We start from the raw sequence: 16,786 nt of genomic DNA, 5'->3' as shown, positions 1-16,786 counted from the left end.
CAATTACATGGCATGATGGCTGCTTCTTGTCACTCTTTCATTTCTGCCATGTCCGTGTTGCTTCGCCTGTTGTGCCTGTTGACGATCTTCCTGCTGCCCGCAGCCCACGCGGACGAGGACGCATCCCCGCTCGTTGCGGAAGCCGCGACCGTCCTGGCGCCCGCGCATGCCGCGGCCGTCAGGACGGCGCCATTGATGTTCGCCAACCGCAAGGTATTCGTCTTCCGCGCCGCGCTGGCCGGCTATCCGCCCGACGAACGGGCCATCGGCGCGCAGCGCCGCCTGGAAGGCGTACTGGGGAAAAACGGTCCGCTGCAGGCAAGCACGCGCACGATTCCCGAAGGCACGCAGGTGCTGCTCGACGGCGTGCAACTGTTCGTCGTCGTGCCTGGCGATGTCAACCAGCTGGCCGGCGACACGACGGAAAGCGTGGCGAAAACGGCGGCCGGCGAGTTGAGCAAGGCCGTGCTCGACTATCGCGAGCAGGGCAGCTGGCGCTACCTGGCCATCGCCGCCGCCGTGTGCGCGGCCGCCACCCTCGTGTTCTGGCTGGTCTGGATGGGCTTGACGCGCCTGTACCATTGGGCCAAGCGCCGCAGCGGCGTGCTGCTGGCCTCGCGCCTGCGCGACGTGCGTCTGAAAAACGTGCGCGTGCTCGACGCCGAACACTACATCGCCTTCGCGTATCAGCTGCTGAGCGCCGTGCTGTGGGGCTTGCGCCTGATGGCCACCTATCTGTGGGCCGCCTTCGTGCTGGGCCGCCTGCCGTACACGCGCTCGTGGGGCGAAAGCCTGAGCGGCTACCTGTTCGACGTGGCGGCCGACGTCTTCCACGCCATCATCGGCGCCTTGCCGGGGCTGGTGCTGGTGTGCGTGATCTTCGCCATCGCGCGCCTGATCGCCGCCACGGCCGCTTCGCTGTTCAAGCGTGTGGAAAGCGGTGAACTGCAGATCGGCTGGCTGGACAAGGACACGGCCCTGCCCACGCGCCGCATCGCCAGCGTGGTGATCTGGCTGTTCGCGCTGGCCATGGCGTATCCGTATCTGCCCGGCTCGCACACGGCCGCCTTCCAGGGCCTGTCCGTGCTGGTCGGTTTGATGGTGTCGATCGGCGCGTCGAGCATCGTGGGCCAGGGCGCCAGCGGCCTGATCCTGATGTACACGCGCGCCCTGCGCAAGGGAGAATACGTGCGCGTGGGCGACAGCGAAGGCACGGTGGTTGACGTGGGCATGTTCGAGACGCGCCTGCGCACGGGTCTGGGCGAGGAAGTCGCCTTGCCGAACGCCTGGGTGATGTCGCAAACGACGAAAAACTATTCGCGCGCCCAGCCCGGCGGCGGCTTCGTGCTCGACTCCACCGTCACCATCGGCTACGCCACGCCCTGGCGGCAAGTGCACGCCATGCTGGAACTGGCCGCCGCCCGCACGCCGGAACTGTCGACCACGCCGAAACCGTACGTGATGCAGCTGGCCTTGCAGGATTACTACGTGCAATACCGCCTGGTCGCCTACGCCAGCGCCGAAGTCCCCCGCCAGCGCGCCGAAGTGCTGAACCGCTTGCACCAGAACATCATCGACGTCTTCAACGAGTTCGACGTGCAGATCACCTCGCCGCATTACATCGACGACCCGAAAGAGTCGCACGTGGTGCCGCCCGGTGAATGGTTCAGGGCGCCGGCGAAGCGGGGGGAGGAACAATAGCCCTTACGTTTTCCTTTAGGGAACCATGTTGCAGGAAATGGCGATATCGGTGTCGTTGTATTGATTGCGAGATATTCGGATGACGCAGCGATCAGCCTGTACGGGCAAGCGGTATGCCAGTTCGATCTCTCCTCCTCGTCCATAGGTGCAGAGCAACCATTTTTCCATCGATTTCAGGTGCGGGTATGTGGTTTCGGTAACGTATTTGCCGAGGCGGCCAGTGTCGCCGCGCAACTCGGCCCGGGGTTCTACCTCGGGCGGCCCGGCCACGATGCCTGCGCCGGACAGCAGCAAGCGCGCAGGCACGATACCGAGCCATCCGGATGCAGGCCGCACCTGGACCGAAGCTGGGCTCAGCTCGCGCGGACACTGCGGCACCTGCGCAATGGCGGCCGGCGCGGCCACCGTGAGGAGGATGAAGATGAGAAGGGCGTTGCTCATGTTAATGAATCACATAGAACGCGGCGGCATTATCTGAGTCCAGGATGCGCCTTGCCTTGGCAACTTCGGGACTGTAGTAGTCGATACGACGCGACTTTACCCGGCGCCCTTGCCACTGATCCATCACCACGATGTATTTGGGGCGATTCGAGGCAGGGTCTTTCGGAGCCGCATACATGAACAGGGCTGCGTGGTTGCCATGCGTGGGTTGAAAAGCGGCGGTCGGACTGGAAAACGTGGCGATGGCAGTCCCCGGTGCGATATACCCGGCGTGCAGGACGTGCTGGCCTGGACGCCAATGGATGGTGCGGGGGGCTTGGGCGTACGCTTGCACGAGCGCGACGCATTCGCCTGTTCCCACCGGGTCATGACCTTGCAGAGCGTTCAAGTCGCCCTTGTATCGATATTCCAAAGCGCTTCCTTATGGATCGGCTTACTTATGGATATTCTTATGCGGAATGGGAAAAGTGTATTGCGCATACGCAAATAGCCATGCTGCAGCATTCGATACGGAGCGGGATAATGATCGTAGCGATGGCTGGCCGGGGCAGAGTTCAGCAATCCATGCCGGGGCGTCCCTGCTGACAGCAGCGATCTTGGGGCGACCTGAGGCGCCGGGGATCAGGCAAAACTTGCCTGCACAGGCTGCATGCCGAGGAACATGAGCAGTATGAACAGGGCGTTCTGCTGCAAGGAGACCATGTTTTTCCTATTTCTGAACGGGGCAGATTTCATCTATCCAGGCCAGCATATCGCGCTTGATGGGAATGACCTGTTGACCACCGTTAGCTGTCGCGACGAGACAGAATTTCCCTTTATAGCCACGGGTCGAGTCAGACGGGTCATCCGGCCTGCCATTCAAGAAGACGCTGTACATCCTGCCTGTTCTCAACATCGTCGCGGCAGTCGATTCGGCTCCTGCTGATACTTGGCCATACAAATAGCAGGTTTTTGCATGCATGGGGAGGGTCGTCGCTCCAGGGAGAATGAAGGACCAGACCTCTGCAGGCGGCTTTATGGAGATATCGTAAACCATGAGTGCGCCCAGCATTGGCGTTCCATTGCGGCGTTCTTCTTTTTTTGAAATGGTAAAGCATGGTATGCCGTTGAATGAGCTAATCTCGGCTTCGGCCATGCGCGACCTCGCCGAGGCATCCATGCTCGTCAAGGTCGCCAGCAGACAAAGAATAAGGTGGCGATGATTCATGGCATGCCTTGTGCTATCGGGCAGAATTTCTGGCTGGGCACGTATCATCGAGCCAGGCCTGTGTATGACTTTTGATGACGACGAGGCGTGGCTTGGCAGAGACCTGCTGTACGAGACAGAACTTTGCCACATATCCATAGGTAGGATCGGCAGGCCTGCCATTCAGAAATACCTCGTACACCCTGCCGGTCTTCAATTCAGGCGCGGACGCGGCGTCGGCATGTGCCGGAATATTCCCATAAGGAATGCAATTTGTTGAAGACAGCGGAATTTTCTTACCGTCCGTCATGAGAACCCCCCATATTTCCGTCGTTGGCTTGACCGTCACGTCGGACACGCTCAAGGCGCCGAGGAAGGGCTGGCCGTTGCGCCTCTCTTCTTTTTTGGAAATGCTGAAGCAGGGCACGCCATTGATCGAGGTAACGTCGGCATCGGCCATGCGTGAGCGCGCGTTGCTGTTCATGCTCGAGAATACGAGCAGTATGAGCAGTGTTTTATGGCATAAGGACATAATGTTAAGGAGGCGTCGGACAGACTTCATCGATCCAGGCCTGCATGTCGCTGTTGACGGGGATGACTTGCTGGCCGCCATCCGCCGTAGCTCTCACGCAGAATTTTCCTTGGTAACCATAGGTTGGATCGGACGGATCTTTAGGGCTGCCATTCAGGAACACATGATAAAAATGCCCGGGTATCAGTTTTTCAGCGCGTATGCCCGTCGCGCCGGTAGGCAGGTTTCCATAGCGGATGCATGTGCTGGCACGGATGGGTAACGCCATGTCTGGCGGTAGGGAGAATCCCCATACTTCTTTTACTGGTTGCACGGACATGTCTGAAACCATGAGTGCGCCAAGAAATGGCAGGCCATTGCGCGTCTCTTCCTTTTTTGTAATCGAGAAGCAGGGTATGCCCTGCGCCGACTGGATAACTGCTTCTGCCATGCGGGAATATGCCCATGTGTCAGGGAATATCGAATATAGGCTCATGGTCAATATCGTTGCCAGGCAAGTTTTTCGGGCTCTTACGGTCGTTAAAAAAATCATTGAGTACCTTTTTAAACAGTTCTCCGGAGTTTTTATAGCGCTGTTGGCGCATGGCGCGAGTGGAAGTTAAAAACCTCAGCACAAAGTAGTCCGCCAATAAATCACCTTGCGCTTCCATGTCATGGCTGGATAATTTCTGATTGGGGAGCAAGGTATATTTGTAGTCCAGCCCCAGGCGAATGGCTCCCCGCAGTTTTACTGAATATCCGAGTTGGTACTGCCAAACATGAACCATTTCGTGCATAAACCAGTGTTTCAGACTATCTTTTTCTTTGGAAAAGTCCTCTTTGTAATCCGACTCATGAAAGTAAATCTCCCCATCCGGCGTCATGGCCACATCCTTCGGTTGCAAGCCGAACCATAGATACGGCTCCCCATGCACCTTGACCTTGCCGTAGTCGATCGCATCCTGGAACAGCATCCACGCCATGTCGATCTCGCCCCTGGTCAGCGGGCGGACCTTGTCCTTGACTTTGACCTGTTTGACGGACGAACCGACATCCTTGTCGGTGGTCTTGATGCCTTCCAACTGGACGAGCTTGACGGCTGGCGCCGCGTGTTTTGGCGCGGCGGCGCAGCATGGCGATTTGTCCGCGTGCGGCAGGAATTCGGCCTGGGTAATCAGCGCTTCCTGCTTGCTGGCCACGCGCCCCGTACGTCCCTTCGCATCCGTCGTCCCCGTCCACGTTTCCCCATTGCTCAAGGTGAGCCGGTAGTCGGCGTGCGCCAGCGGCATCTTGTTTTGCGAGACGAATTCCAGCTGTTCGTCGTAGCCGCAACACCAGCATTCGTCCGGCTGGCCGGCCAGGCGGTGCAGTTCGCAGCCGCTAGTCGCGTCGCGCAGGGTGGCGCCCAGCACGGGTCGGCCGTCGGCGCTGAAGGTGACGATCATGCTGTCGAAGCGCGCGCCCAGGCTTTTCTTCTGGTGGGCCACGAGCTTGAAGAACACGTCGCACGCGGTTTTGCTGATGACATGGTGCCTGGCCATGGAAACTCCGCGATAAAACGCCAGCGTAGGCCAGCGGCGGCGGGGAAGTATTGACTGGGCGCAAGGCTTGGGCGCTTGCGTTAAGATGCCGGGCGTTTTCATGAAAAGAAAGAGATCCCATGTCCAGCCCATCCAACATCGAAGCCTCCCGCACCGCCCGCAGCCTGGCCGTCGCCCTGATCGGCGACCCGTTCTACCGCGCCGTCACGGTGGCGTGCGGCGACGACGAGGCGGCGCGGCTGGCCATGCTGGAAGCGTATTTTGCGCTGGCGCTGGCCGAGGGCTGGCAGGCGGGGCGCGTCGACCTGGCCGGCGATGGGTGCAATGAGGTAGGCAATGGTGCCGCCATCTGGACGACGGATACGCCGGCGGCGCTGCGCCAGGCCGCCTACGCGCAGCGCGAGGATGCCTTGCGCGTGCTGCTGGGAGAGCAGGGCTTCGCGCATTTCACGGCCATCGTCGCGAACATGGAGCACGCACTGGCGCCGCATGGTCTGCAAGACGCGTGGTATTTGTCGATCGCCGGCATCCACCCGGACGCGCAGGGCCGGGGATGGGGCGCATTCGTGCTGGCGCCGGGCCTGGCGGCCGTCGATGCGGCGGGGGCCGCGTGCTTCCTGGAGACGTACAACGAGCGCAGCCTGCCATTCTACGGCCGCCTGGGCTTCGCGGTGGCGGGACGCTACGCGGAAGCCGTCACGGGCTGCGATTACTGGCTGATGGTACGGAAACCCACTGCTGCCTGATTGACCATTTTGCCAATTTCTATACACTCGTCTTTTCGTTCATTGACTTCAATTAAAAGACCTGGAGATGGAAATGCCGACCTTGCCCTTGTGCCGCACCCTGCTCACGCTCGCCTGCCTGGGGGCCATCGGCCACGCGCATGCCGATACCGTCATCGACAATGCCAACGGCTACACGCTCGACGCCAACGGCAAGGTGGTGCGTTTTACGGCGCTGGCGTTTGACGACGCTGGCAAGCTGCTGGCCGTCGGCAGCGCCGCGCAGGTGAAGCGCAAGGCGGCCAAGGGCGCCCTGCACATCGACGTGCAGGGCAAGACCGTGCTGCCGGGCCTGATCGACGCGCACGGCCACGTGTTCGGCCTGGGGACGATCGCCAGCGGCGTGATGCTGTACGGTTCGTCCTCATTGCCTGCCGCCGTGCAAGCCGTGGGCGACTTCGCCCGCGCGCATCCCGAGCGCAGCTGGATCGTCGGCAGCGGCTGGAACCAGGAAATCTGGAAGCTGGGGCGCTTTCCCACGGCCGCGGAACTTGATGCGGCGGAAAGCGCGCGGCCAGTGTGGCTGCGCCGGGTAGATGGCCACGCGGGCTGGGCCAACAGCCGCGCGCTGGCGCTGGTCGGCATCACGCGCGCCACGCCGGATCCGGCCGGCGGCAAGATCGAACGTGACGCGGACGGCAACGCCACCGGCGTGCTGGTCGACAGCGCCATGGACTTGATGGACGCCGTGCTGCCCAAGCCGGGCGACGTGGAAAACCGCGCCGCCCTCGATGGCGCGCTGGCGCAGCTGTCGCAAGTAGGCCGGACCAGCGTGCACGATGCGGGCATCGGCCAGATGCAAGACCGGCTGTTCCGCGACTACGCGGATCACGGCACGCTGACGGTGCGCGTGTACGGCATGATCGCCGACACGACGGAAGACTTCGACACATTGTCAAAAAGCGGCCCATTAAACAGCTATGCGCGCGACATGTACGCCTTGCGCGCCGTCAAACTGCTGTCCGACGGCGCCCTGGGCAGCCGCGGCGCGGCCCTGCTGGCGCCGTACAGCGACGATCCGTCTACCCGCGGCCTGCTGTTCTACAAGGACGACGCCATGCGCGCGAAGATGGAAAAAGCCATGCGCGCCGGCTACCAGGTGAATGTGCACGCCATCGGCGACGCGGGCAACCATCAAATCCTCGACGGCTATGCAGCCTTGATCGCGCAGTACCATAGCGCGGGCCTGCGCCACCGCATGGAGCATGCGCAGGTGGTGCAGTTGTCCGACATCCCCCGTTTCAAGGCACTGGGCATCGTGCCGTCGATGCAGCCCACGCACGCCACGTCGGACCAGAACATGGCGGAGCAGCGCGTCGGCCATGAACGCATCAAGGGCGCGTATGCGTGGCGCACCTTCCTCAAGCAGGGTTCGCGCATCGCCTGCGGCTCCGACTTCCCGATCGAGTCGCCGAACCCGTTCGAGGGTATCCACGCGGCCGTCACGCGGCAGAACAGCGACGGGTTCCCTGCCGGCGGCTGGTATCCGCAGCAAGCCATGACGGTGACGCAAGCGCTGCGCTGCTTCACCCTCGACGCGGCCTGGGCGGCGCACCAGGAAAAGGTCATCGGCACGCTGGAAGCGGGCAAATGGGCGGATTTTATCGTCGTCGACCAGGACCTGTTCACCGTCGAGCCCAAGGCCATCGGCAAGACGCAGGTGCTGCAGACGTGGGTGGCGGGCAAGCGCGTGTTCGAGAAAAAGTAAGGATTTGACAGCTGCAAAAACCTGTTGACTTGGTTGTATAGACAACCTATGCTGGGAGTACCAGAGCGGACCACGCATGTCCGCTCGCACCCTACGAGGAGACAGCATGAACAGCACAATGGACACCGATCCACGCTTTGATGCCAGCCGTACCATCCGCGCCCCGCGCGGCACGGTCATGGCTTGCAAGAGTTGGCAGGCCGAGGCGGCCTACCGCATGTTGCAAAACAACCTGGACCCGGAAGTGGCGGAAAATCCGCAGCACCTGGTCGTCTATGGCGGCATCGGCCGCGCCGCCCGCAACTGGGCCTGCTTCGACCAGATACTCGCTTCCTTGCGCGAACTGGAAGACGACCAGACCCTCCTGATCCAGTCCGGCAAGCCGGTGGGCGTGTTCCGGACCCACGCCGATGCGCCGCGCGTGCTGATCGCGAACTCCAACCTGGTGCCGAAATGGGCGAACTGGGAGCACTTCAACGAACTCGATCGCCAGGGCCTGTTCATGTACGGCCAGATGACGGCCGGCAGCTGGATCTACATCGGCACGCAGGGCATCGTGCAAGGCACGTATGAAACCTTCGCCGAGGCGGGACGCCAGCATTTCGGCGGCGACTGGGGCGGGCGCTGGATCCTGACGGCGGGCCTGGGCGGCATGGGCGGCGCGCAGCCGCTGGCCGCCACCATGGCCGGCGCCGTCTCGCTCAACATCGAATGCCAGCAAAGCAGCATCGACTTCCGCCTGCGCACGCGCTATCTGGACAAGCAGGCGGCCAGCCTGGACGAAGCTTTGACGCTGGTCAAATACCATACGCAGCGCAAGGAAGCCATTTCCATTGGCCTCCTGGGCAACGCGGCCGAAGTGCTGCCGGAACTGGTGCGCCGCGCCAAGGCGGGCGGCCTGGTGCCGGACCTGGTGACGGACCAGACCTCCGCCCACGACCTGGTCAATGGCTACCTGCCGCGCGGCTGGAGCGTGTCGGACTGGAAGGCGGCGCAGCAGGACCCGCAGCGCCACGCGCGCCTGACGGTGGCCGCCGCCGATTCCTGCGCCGCCCACGTGCAGGCCATGCTCGATTTCCACGCCATGGGCGTGCACACCGTCGATTACGGCAACAACATCCGCCAGGTGGCGTTCGACCAGGGCGTGCAGAACGCCTTCGACTTCCCCGGCTTCGTTCCCGCGTATATCCGCCCGCAGTTCTGCGAGGGGCGGGGGCCGTTCCGCTGGGTGGCCCTGTCGGGCGACCCGGAAGACATCTATAAAACGGATGCGAAGATCAAGCAGCTGTTCCCGCACCACAAGCAGGTGCACCACTGGCTGGACATGGCGCGCGAGCGCATTGCCTTCCAGGGCCTGCCGGCGCGCATCTGCTGGCTGGGACTGGGCGAGCGCCACATCGCCGGCCTGGCCTTCAACGAGATGGTGCGCACGGGCGAGCTGAAGGCGCCCATCGTCATCGGCCGCGACCACCTGGACACGGGTTCCGTCGCCAGCCCGAACCGCGAGACGGAAAGCATGAAGGACGGCACGGACGCCGTCTCCGACTGGCCGCTGCTCAACGCCATGCTGAACACGGCCGGCGGCGCCACCTGGGTCTCGCTGCACCATGGCGGCGGCGTGGGAATGGGGTATTCTCAGCATGCGGGCATGGTCATCGTGGCCGACGGCACGGAAGCGGCGGCGAAGCGCCTTGCCAGGGTGCTGGTCAACGACAGCGGCTCGGGCGTGATGCGCCATGCCGATGCCGGCTACGAAACAGCGGCCGCCTGCGCCAAGCGCAACGGCCTGATTCTTCCCATGATTCCTTGAGACCTAGACTCGAATGACTATGACACAGCATGCCAAAAGTTGGACCCTGAAGCCGGGCGCGATGACCCTGGGCGACCTGCGCGCCGTCTGGGCCGCGCCCGCGAAACTGATCCTCGCCGCCGAGGCCTATCCCGTCATCGAGGCGTCGGCCGCCGCCGTGCAAGCCATCGTCGCCAAGGGCGATGCGGCCTACGGCATCAACACGGGCTTCGGCCTGCTCGCCAAGACGCGCATTCCCGATGAAAAGCTGGAGCAATTGCAGCGCAACCTGATCCTGTCGCATTCCGTCGGCACGGGAGAACTGCTGTCGGACGCCGTCGTGCGCCTGATCATGCTGATGAAGATCGGCAGCCTGGCGCGCGGCTTTTCCGGCGTGCGGCCGCTGATCGTCGATACCCTGATCGCCCTGTACAACGCGGGCATCATGCCGGCCATCCCCGCCAAGGGCTCCGTCGGCGCCTCGGGCGACCTGGCGCCCCTGTCGCACATGACCCTGGCCATGCTGGGCGTGGGCGAAGTGCGCGTCAACGGCGAACTGATGGCGGCGCCCGAGGCGCTGGCGCAGGCGGGCATCGCGCCCGTCGTGCTGGCGGCAAAAGAGGGCCTGGCCCTGATCAACGGCACGCAGGTGTCGAACGCGCTGGCGCTGCACGGCCTGTTCATGGCCGAGCGCCTGCTGGAAGCGGCCATGGTCACGGGCGCGCTGTCGCTCGACGCGGCCAAGGGCAGCGATTCGCCGTTTGACGCGCGCGTGCACGCCGTGCGCGGGCAGCCGGGGCAGATACTGGCCGCGCAGATGTACCGCCAGCTGGTGGCCAACAGCGCCATCCGCGCCTCGCACCTGGAAGGCGACGAGCGCGTGCAAGACCCGTACAGCCTGCGCTGCCAGCCGCAAGTCATGGGCGCTTGCCTGGACTTGATCGGCAATGTGGGCCGTACCCTGCTGATCGAGGCCAATGCCGTCACGGACAACCCGCTGATCTTCCAGGATGGTCCCAACGGCCAGGCGGAGATCGTCTCTGGCGGCAATTTCCATGCCGAGCCTGTCGCCTTTGCCGCCGACACCCTGGCGCTGGCGATCGCCGAAATCGGCGCCCTGGCCGAGCGCCGCATCGCGCTGCTGATCGACGCCACGCTCTCGGGCCTGCCGCCCTTCCTCGTGCGCGACCCGGGCGTCAATTCCGGCTTCATGATCGCCCACGTGACGGCGGCCGCGCTGGCCTCGGAAAACAAGTCGCTGGCGCACCCGGCCAGCGTCGACAGCCTGCCGACGTCCGCCAACCAGGAAGACCACGTGAGCATGGCCACGTTCGCCGGGCGCCGCCTGGACGACATGGCGCACAACACGGCCGTCATTGTCGGCATCGAGCTGCTGGCCGCCGCGCAGGGCATCGATTTCCACCGTCCGCTGAAAACCTCGCCGCACCTGGAACACGTGCACCACCAGTTGCGGCAGAAGGTGCCGTTCTTCGACGCCGACCGCTTCTTCGCGCCCGATATCGAGGCGGCCAAGCAGATGGTGCTGCACGGTGAATTGAGCAGCACCTGCAAGAATTTGTTCGCCCCGCTGTACGCTTGAGCGGGCGCAAGGAGACAGGCATGGATTTCCGCTTTAATGAGGGCAGCATCCCGCTGCTCGTGTCGATGCCCCACGTGGGCACCGACATACCGGACGATATCGCCGCGCGCATGACGCCGCAGGCCTTGGTCAAGGCCGACACGGACTGGCATTTGCGCGAGCTGTACGGCTTTTTGCAGGAGATGGATGCGTCCGTGCTGTCGGCGCGCTGGTCGCGCTACACCATCGACCTGAATCGCCCGCAGGAAGACACGAATCTGTATCCGGGCCAGGATACGACGGGCTTGCTGCCCGGCGATACCTTCCACCGCGAGCCGCTGTACCTGGCCGGCAAGGAGCCCGATGCGGCCGACGTGCGGCGCCGCCTGCAGCGCTACTGGGCGCCGTACCACCGGCAGCTGCGCGCGGAACTGGACCGCCTGCTGCGCGTGCATGGCGCCGTGGTGCTGTGGGACGCCCATTCCATCGCCTCGCGCGTGCCGCGCTTCTTTGACGGCAAGCTGCCCGACCTGAACTTCGGCACGGCAGATGGGGCCAGCTGCGATAGCGGCCTGACGTCCGCCGTGGTGGACGTGGCGCGCGCGCAGGAACAATTCACCGTGGCGCTGAACGGCCGCTTCAAGGGCGGCCACATCACGCGCCATTACGGCCAGCCGCAAAGCCGCGTGCATGCGATCCAGCTCGAGATGTGCCAGTGCCTGTACATGAATGAACCTGGCATGGACGAATCGGCGCCGTTCGGCTACCGGCCCGACCTGGCCGCCCAGGTGCAGCCGCTGCTGCGCCGGATGATGGAAGCGGCCGTGGCATGGGTGGCGCATTGAGTACCTGTCTGTTCGCGCGTCATGCGCTGCTGCCGCAAGGCTGGCGCCGCGACGTGCTGCTGGAATGGGATGCGGCCGGCGATTTGACGCGCGTCGAGGAAGGCGCCACGCCGCCCGCCGGCGCGGAAGTGGCCGAATATGTCTTGCCCGGCATGGTCAACCTGCATTCGCACGCCTTCCAGCGGGCGCTGGGCGGCATGACGGAGATTGCAGGTGACGGCCCTGACAGCTTCTGGACCTGGCGCGAGCTGATGTACCGTTTCGCGCGTCACATCACGCCGGAGCAGATGGAGGCCATCGCCGCGCAGCTGTTTGCCGAATGCCTGCGCCACGGCTACACGTCCGTGTGCGAATTCCACTACCTGCAGCGCGATGCGGCAGGCGCCCTGTATGCGCGTCCCGCCGAGACGGCCGAGCGGTTGCTGGCGGCGGCGCGCCACAGCGGCGTCGGCATGACCATGCTGCCCGTGCTGTACAGCCATGCGGGCTTCGGGGAACAGCCGTTGACAGCGCAGCAGGCGCGCTTTCGCACCGGTGCGGACGACGTGCTGCGCATCATCGAGGCGCTGGCGCCGCAGCGCGGCGGGCAGGTGGAAGTGGGTTTCGCGCCCCACTCGCTGCGCGCGGCCAGTGTGACGCAGATCAAACAGGTGGCGTCGGCGCTGCCCGCGGGCCGCCCGATCCACATCCACATCGCCGAGCAGCACGGCGAGGTGCGCCAGTGTCTGGACTACAGCGGCCGGCGCCCGGTGCAGTATTTGTGCGATCAGGTCGAGGTCGATGCGCGCTGGTGCCTGGTGCACGCGACGCATGTGCAGCCCGACGAGGTGGCGCGGATCGCCGCCAGCGGCGCCGTGGCGGGCCTGTGCCCGACGACGGAGGCGAACCTGGGCGACGGCCTGTTCCCGCTGGCCGAATTCATCGCCGCCGGCGGGCGCTTCGGCGTCGGCAGCGACAGCCATGTGTCGCAGTCGCCGGTGGAAGAATTGCGCTGGCTCGAATATGGCCAGCGTCTGCAGCGCCAGCAGCGCAATGTCGCCGCCGCGCCCGATGCACGCCATGTGGGCGACTACCTGTGGCAGGCGGCCTTGCGGGGCGGCGCGCAGGCGTCCGGGCGCAAGCTCGGTGCGCTGGCGCCGGGCTGCCGCGCCGACCTGCTGGTGCTCGACGCTGCGCACGTCAATCTGTGCGGCGTGGCCATCGCCGATGTGCTGGGCAGTTTTCTCTTCTGCGGCAACGACAACCTGGTGCGCGACGTCCTGTGCGGCGGCCAGTGGCAGGTGCGCGGCGGGCGACACGTGGCGCAGGACGCCATTGCGGCGGCCTACCGGCGCACCCTGGCGCAACTGAGGGCGCTCTGATGGCGACCTTCATCCCCCACGAATGCCTGCGCGCCGCGCCGTGGAAGAATGGCGGCGGCAGCACGATGGAAATCGCCATTTCCCCGCCCGCTGCCGGCCTGATGGAATTTGACTGGCGCATCAGCCTGGCGACCATCACGGCCAGCGGGCCGTTTTCCAGCTTTCCCGGCATCGACCGCAGCCTGATGCTGGTCGATGGCGACAGCGTGCAGCTGACGCTCGACGGCGCGCGCAAGGTAACCTTGAGCGCGGCGCAACCGATGCTGTGGTTTCCCGGCGAAGCGGCCGTCGTGGCGCAGGTCAGGGGGCCGACGACGGATTTCAATGTCATGACGCGGCGCGACTGCTGCCGCCACCAGCTGGAAAAAATCACGGCGCCCGCCAAGCTGGCGCGGCGCAGCGCGACGACCCTGCTGTTTGTCGCCGGCGATGGCGCCGTGCTGGCGCGCGGAGGCGGCCAGCAGTTCGCGCTGGCCCGCCATGACGCGCTGCTGCTCGATGCGGACGATGCGCAGGAATGGCGGCTGGAAGCCTTGCAGCGCTCGGCCGTGCTGAGCGTCGACCTGTTCACCTGAGAGGGGCACACCATGCAAGACTGGGATCTGGTCATCCACAACATCCACCTGGCCACCATGGAGCACGGCTACGGCGAGCTGCTGGACGCGGCCATCGCCGTCAAGGACGGCCGCATCGCCTGGTTCGGCCCCGGCGACGAGCTGCCGGCCAGCGGCGCGGTGCTGATTGACGGCCAGGGCTGCTGGCTGACGCCGGGCTTGATCGACTGCCATACGCACATCGTCCACGCGGGCAACCGCAGCGACGAATTCGAGGCGCGCCTGAATGGCGCCAGCTATGAAGACATCAGCCGCGCCGGCGGCGGCATCATGTCCACCGTGCGCGCCACGCGCGCGGCCAGCGACGACGAACTGCTGCGGCAAAGCCTGCCCCGCGTGCTGGCGCTGCTGGCCGAGGGCGTGACCACCGTGGAGATCAAGTCCGGCTACGGCCTCGATGCGGACAGCGAGGCGAAGATGCTGCGCGTGGCGCGCAGGATAGGGAAACAGGTTCCGGTCACTGTGCGCACCACGTTTCTCGGCGCGCATGCGCTGCCGCCCGAATACGCGGGCCAGGCCGATGCGTATATCGACCAGCTGTGCGCGCAGATGCTGCCCAAGCTGGCCGGCGATGGCCTGGTTGACGCCGTCGACGCGTTTTGCGAGCGCATCGGCTTTACGCCGGCGCAAACGCAGCGCATGTTTGACGCGGCGCAGGCGCTGGGCCTGCCCGTCAAGCTGCATGCGGAGCAGCTGTCGGACCTGGGCGGCGCGGCGCTGGTCGCCCGCTACGGCGGCCTGTCGGCCGACCACCTGGAATTTTTGTCGCAGGAGGGCGTCGCCGCCATGGCGCAGCATGGCACGGTGGCCGTGCTGCTGCCGGGCGCGTATTATTTTCTGCGCGAGACGCAGCCGCCGCCGGTCGCGGCCTTGCGCGCGGCCGGCGTGCCGATGGCCGTGTCCACCGATTGCAACCCTGGCACCTCGCCCCTGACGTCCTTGCTGCTGGCAATGAACATGGCGTGCACGCTGTGGCGCTTGACGCCGCAGGAAGCGCTGGCCGGTGTCACGTGCCACGCGGCGCGCGCGCTCGGTTTGCAGCATGTAACGGGCAGCCTGGCAGTGGGCAAGCGCGCCGATTTCGCCCTGTGGCGCATCGCGCGCCCGGCGGACCTGGCGTATGCGCTGGGCCTGAACCCGTGCGCGGGCGTGGTGCATGGCGGTGTCTGGCGCGCGCCGGTGGTAAGCTTGGCGGATTGATCATCCGTCCGGAGCGCCGCGTGCGTGCTGCTTATTTGCTGTTTTACCTGCCGTTGTTGCTGGTCTTCGCCGCCGCGCCCGCGCATGCCATGGATGGCGGCACCCTGAAGGTGGGTTCGAAGCGCTTCACGGAATCGTATATTCTCGGCGAAATCATCAAGCAGAGCGCCGCGCCGCACGCCAGGACGCAGCACCGCCAGGGCCTGGGCAACACGGCCATCGTGCTGGCCGCGCTGCAGGCGGGCAGCATTGACGTGTATGCCGAATACATGGGCACCATCGCCAGCGAAATCCTCAAGCACGACCAAGCCATCGACTTGGCGCAGATGCGGCGCGAGCTGGCGCCGCTGGGCCTGGGCGTGGGCGTGCCGCTGGGCTTTAACAATACCTATGCGCTGGCCATGCGCGGCGATGATGCTTCGGTGACGCAGCTGGGACAGCTGGCCCAGCACCCGGCCCTGACATTCGGCCTGTCGCATGAATTCATCGGCAGGCTCGATGGCTGGCCGGGCCTGGCCGCGCGCTATGGCTTGCCGCAGCGCCCGCGCGGCCTCGATCACGGCATCGCCTATGAGGCGCTGGCGCAGCGCCAGGTGGATGTGATCGACATCTATTCGACGGACGCGAAGATCGGCCGGTACGGCTTGCGCGTGCTGGCCGACACGCGGCAGTATTTCCCCCGCTACGATGCCATGCTGCTGTACCGGCTCGACGTGCCGCGGCGCTTTCCCGCCGCCTGGCAAGCCTTGCAGGCGCTGCAGGGACGCATCAGCGAGGCCGACATGATCGCCATGAATGCGGCCGTGGAAATCGATGGCAAGAGCTTTGCCGGCGTGGCGCGGCAGTGGCTGGCGTCCGGCATGCAGGCGCATAAACCGGCGCCCGCCGCCGGGCGCAGCAAGCTGCTGGCCAAACTCCTCGGCGACGACCTGTGGACCCTGACGCGCCAGCACGTGACCCTGGTGCTGCTGTCGGTGGCGCTGGCGTGCCTGATCGGCATTCCGCTGGGCGTGCTGGCGGCGTTTTCGGCGCCGCTGCGGCAAACGGTGCTGGCGCTGGTCGGCGTGCTGCAGACGGTGCCGTCGCTGGCCCTGCTGGCGATATTGATCCCCGTGCTGGGCATGATAGGCACCGTGCCGGCCCTGGCGGCCCTGTTCGTCTACGCCTTGCTGCCCATCGTGCGCAACACGTGCACGGGCATCTTGCAGGTGCCGCAAGGCTTGCGCATGGCTGCGCTGGCGCTGGGCCTGAGCCGGCGCGACCGCCTGCTGCACGTGGACTTGCCGCTGGCCTTGCCCGTCATGCTGGCGGGCGTGAAAACGGCGGCCGTGATGAGCGTGGGCACGGCCACCATCGCCGCCTTCATCGGCGCGGGCGGCTACGGCGAACGCATCACCATCGGCCTGGCCCTGAACGACAACGACATGCTGCTGGCCGGCGCCATCCCCGCAGCCGTGCTGGCCCTGCTGACGCAAGGCCTGTTCGAGCTGGTGGAGCGCTGGGCCGTGGCCGGCCAGCGCTGAAC

Annotated in this window: 16 protein-coding genes; 10 read left to right on the top strand and 6 right to left on the bottom strand. The window is 65.1% G+C overall.

Annotation, left to right across the window (positions count from 1 at the left end):
• Positions 1 to 48: 48 nt before the first annotated feature.
• Positions 49 to 1,701 (top strand): mechanosensitive ion channel family protein, encoded by a 1,653-nt coding sequence (locus AC07VI_RS04670; protein WP_492995887.1) that lies wholly within the window; start codon positions 49 to 51, stop codon positions 1,699 to 1,701.
• A 15-nt stretch (positions 1,702 to 1,716) separates the two neighbouring features.
• On the opposite strand, the gene AC07VI_RS04665 is transcribed toward AC07VI_RS04670, so the two are convergent.
• From AC07VI_RS04665 to AC07VI_RS04640, 6 genes are all read right to left on the bottom strand, one after another.
• Positions 1,717 to 2,142: an STY0301 family protein gene (locus AC07VI_RS04665; protein ID WP_086143628.1), complete on the bottom strand. Its 426-nt coding sequence runs from the start codon at positions 2,140 to 2,142 to the stop codon at positions 1,717 to 1,719.
• Position 2,143: 1 nt separating this feature from the next.
• Complete coding sequence (locus AC07VI_RS04660; protein WP_494808774.1) at positions 2,144 to 2,530, bottom strand: BPSL0067 family protein; 387 nt, start codon at positions 2,528 to 2,530, stop codon at positions 2,144 to 2,146.
• 321 nt (positions 2,531 to 2,851) lie between these two features.
• A complete protein-coding gene (locus AC07VI_RS04655; RefSeq protein ID WP_492995884.1) occupies positions 2,852 to 3,349 on the bottom strand; it encodes a hypothetical protein in 498 nt (165 codons plus the stop codon).
• Between the two features lie 13 nt (positions 3,350 to 3,362).
• Complete coding sequence (locus AC07VI_RS04650) at positions 3,363 to 3,788, bottom strand: hypothetical protein (RefSeq protein ID WP_143450604.1); 426 nt, start codon at positions 3,786 to 3,788, stop codon at positions 3,363 to 3,365.
• A gap of 76 nt (positions 3,789 to 3,864) precedes the next feature.
• Positions 3,865 to 4,290: a hypothetical protein gene (locus AC07VI_RS04645; RefSeq protein ID WP_494808773.1), complete on the bottom strand. Its 426-nt coding sequence runs from the start codon at positions 4,288 to 4,290 to the stop codon at positions 3,865 to 3,867.
• A gap of 19 nt (positions 4,291 to 4,309) precedes the next feature.
• Entirely contained in the window at positions 4,310 to 5,482 is a 1,173-nt protein-coding gene (locus AC07VI_RS04640) for a hypothetical protein (RefSeq protein WP_492995880.1), read from the bottom strand.
• A gap of 17 nt (positions 5,483 to 5,499) precedes the next feature.
• Between AC07VI_RS04640 and AC07VI_RS04635 the strand changes: the two genes are divergently transcribed.
• From AC07VI_RS04635 to AC07VI_RS04595, 9 genes are all read left to right on the top strand, one after another.
• A complete protein-coding gene (locus tag AC07VI_RS04635; protein ID WP_086143633.1) occupies positions 5,500 to 6,126 on the top strand; it encodes an N-acetyltransferase in 627 nt (208 codons plus the stop codon).
• A 73-nt stretch (positions 6,127 to 6,199) separates the two neighbouring features.
• Positions 6,200 to 7,873 (top strand): amidohydrolase, encoded by a 1,674-nt coding sequence (locus AC07VI_RS04630; RefSeq protein WP_492995878.1) that lies wholly within the window; start codon positions 6,200 to 6,202, stop codon positions 7,871 to 7,873.
• Positions 7,874 to 7,979: 106 nt separating this feature from the next.
• The gene (gene hutU / locus AC07VI_RS04625) at positions 7,980 to 9,683 is read left to right on the top strand and encodes a urocanate hydratase (protein ID WP_099374116.1); all 1,704 of its coding nucleotides are present in this window, start codon (positions 7,980 to 7,982) and stop codon (positions 9,681 to 9,683) included.
• 19 nt (positions 9,684 to 9,702) lie between these two features.
• Positions 9,703 to 11,262, top strand: a complete 1,560-nt coding sequence (gene hutH / locus AC07VI_RS04620; protein WP_086143635.1) for a histidine ammonia-lyase — start codon at positions 9,703 to 9,705, stop codon at positions 11,260 to 11,262.
• Between the two features lie 20 nt (positions 11,263 to 11,282).
• On the top strand, positions 11,283 to 12,086 hold the full coding sequence (gene hutG, locus AC07VI_RS04615; RefSeq protein ID WP_086143636.1) for an N-formylglutamate deformylase: 804 nt from the start codon (positions 11,283 to 11,285) through the stop codon (positions 12,084 to 12,086).
• Positions 12,071 to 13,447, top strand: a complete 1,377-nt coding sequence (locus tag AC07VI_RS04610) for a formimidoylglutamate deiminase (protein ID WP_492995875.1) — start codon at positions 12,071 to 12,073, stop codon at positions 13,445 to 13,447. Before hutG ends, AC07VI_RS04610 begins: the two co-directional genes overlap by 16 nt.
• A complete protein-coding gene (locus AC07VI_RS04605; RefSeq protein ID WP_492995873.1) occupies positions 13,447 to 14,022 on the top strand; it encodes a HutD/Ves family protein in 576 nt (191 codons plus the stop codon). The genes AC07VI_RS04610 and AC07VI_RS04605 overlap by 1 nt, the downstream gene beginning before the upstream one ends.
• Positions 14,023 to 14,034: 12 nt before the next feature.
• A complete protein-coding gene (gene hutI, locus AC07VI_RS04600; RefSeq protein WP_492995871.1) occupies positions 14,035 to 15,261 on the top strand; it encodes an imidazolonepropionase in 1,227 nt (408 codons plus the stop codon).
• Positions 15,262 to 15,350: 89 nt separating this feature from the next.
• Positions 15,351 to 16,784, top strand: a complete 1,434-nt coding sequence (locus AC07VI_RS04595) for a glycine betaine ABC transporter substrate-binding protein (RefSeq protein ID WP_086143967.1) — start codon at positions 15,351 to 15,353, stop codon at positions 16,782 to 16,784.
• Positions 16,785 to 16,786: the final 2 nt, after the last annotated feature.

Source organism: Janthinobacterium sp. GW821-FHT03A03 (assembly GCF_059421435.1).
The sequence above is the reverse complement of the archived record's forward strand: the minus strand, read 5'-3'. Positions and strand labels throughout refer to the sequence as shown.

Coding starts and splice junctions, on each gene's coding strand:
- AC07VI_RS04670 (WP_492995887.1), top strand. CDS start 49: ATGTCCGTGTTGCTTCGCCTGTTGTGCCTGTTGACGATCTTCCTGCTG.
- AC07VI_RS04665 (WP_086143628.1), bottom strand. CDS start 2,142: ATGAGCAACGCCCTTCTCATCTTCATCCTCCTCACGGTGGCCGCGCCG.
- AC07VI_RS04655 (WP_492995884.1), bottom strand. CDS start 3,349: ATGAATCATCGCCACCTTATTCTTTGTCTGCTGGCGACCTTGACGAGC.
- AC07VI_RS04650 (WP_143450604.1), bottom strand. CDS start 3,788: ATGGCCGATGCCGACGTTACCTCGATCAATGGCGTGCCCTGCTTCAGC.
- AC07VI_RS04645 (WP_494808773.1), bottom strand. CDS start 4,290: ATGGCAGAAGCAGTTATCCAGTCGGCGCAGGGCATACCCTGCTTCTCG.
- AC07VI_RS04640 (WP_492995880.1), bottom strand. CDS start 5,482: ATGAAAACGCCCGGCATCTTAACGCAAGCGCCCAAGCCTTGCGCCCAG.
- AC07VI_RS04635 (WP_086143633.1), top strand. CDS start 5,500: ATGTCCAGCCCATCCAACATCGAAGCCTCCCGCACCGCCCGCAGCCTG.
- AC07VI_RS04630 (WP_492995878.1), top strand. CDS start 6,200: ATGCCGACCTTGCCCTTGTGCCGCACCCTGCTCACGCTCGCCTGCCTG.
- hutU (WP_099374116.1), top strand. CDS start 7,980: ATGAACAGCACAATGGACACCGATCCACGCTTTGATGCCAGCCGTACC.
- hutH (WP_086143635.1), top strand. CDS start 9,703: ATGACACAGCATGCCAAAAGTTGGACCCTGAAGCCGGGCGCGATGACC.
- hutG (WP_086143636.1), top strand. CDS start 11,283: ATGGATTTCCGCTTTAATGAGGGCAGCATCCCGCTGCTCGTGTCGATG.
- AC07VI_RS04610 (WP_492995875.1), top strand. CDS start 12,071: ATGGGTGGCGCATTGAGTACCTGTCTGTTCGCGCGTCATGCGCTGCTG.
- AC07VI_RS04605 (WP_492995873.1), top strand. CDS start 13,447: ATGGCGACCTTCATCCCCCACGAATGCCTGCGCGCCGCGCCGTGGAAG.
- hutI (WP_492995871.1), top strand. CDS start 14,035: ATGCAAGACTGGGATCTGGTCATCCACAACATCCACCTGGCCACCATG.
- AC07VI_RS04595 (WP_086143967.1), top strand. CDS start 15,351: ATGGATGGCGGCACCCTGAAGGTGGGTTCGAAGCGCTTCACGGAATCG.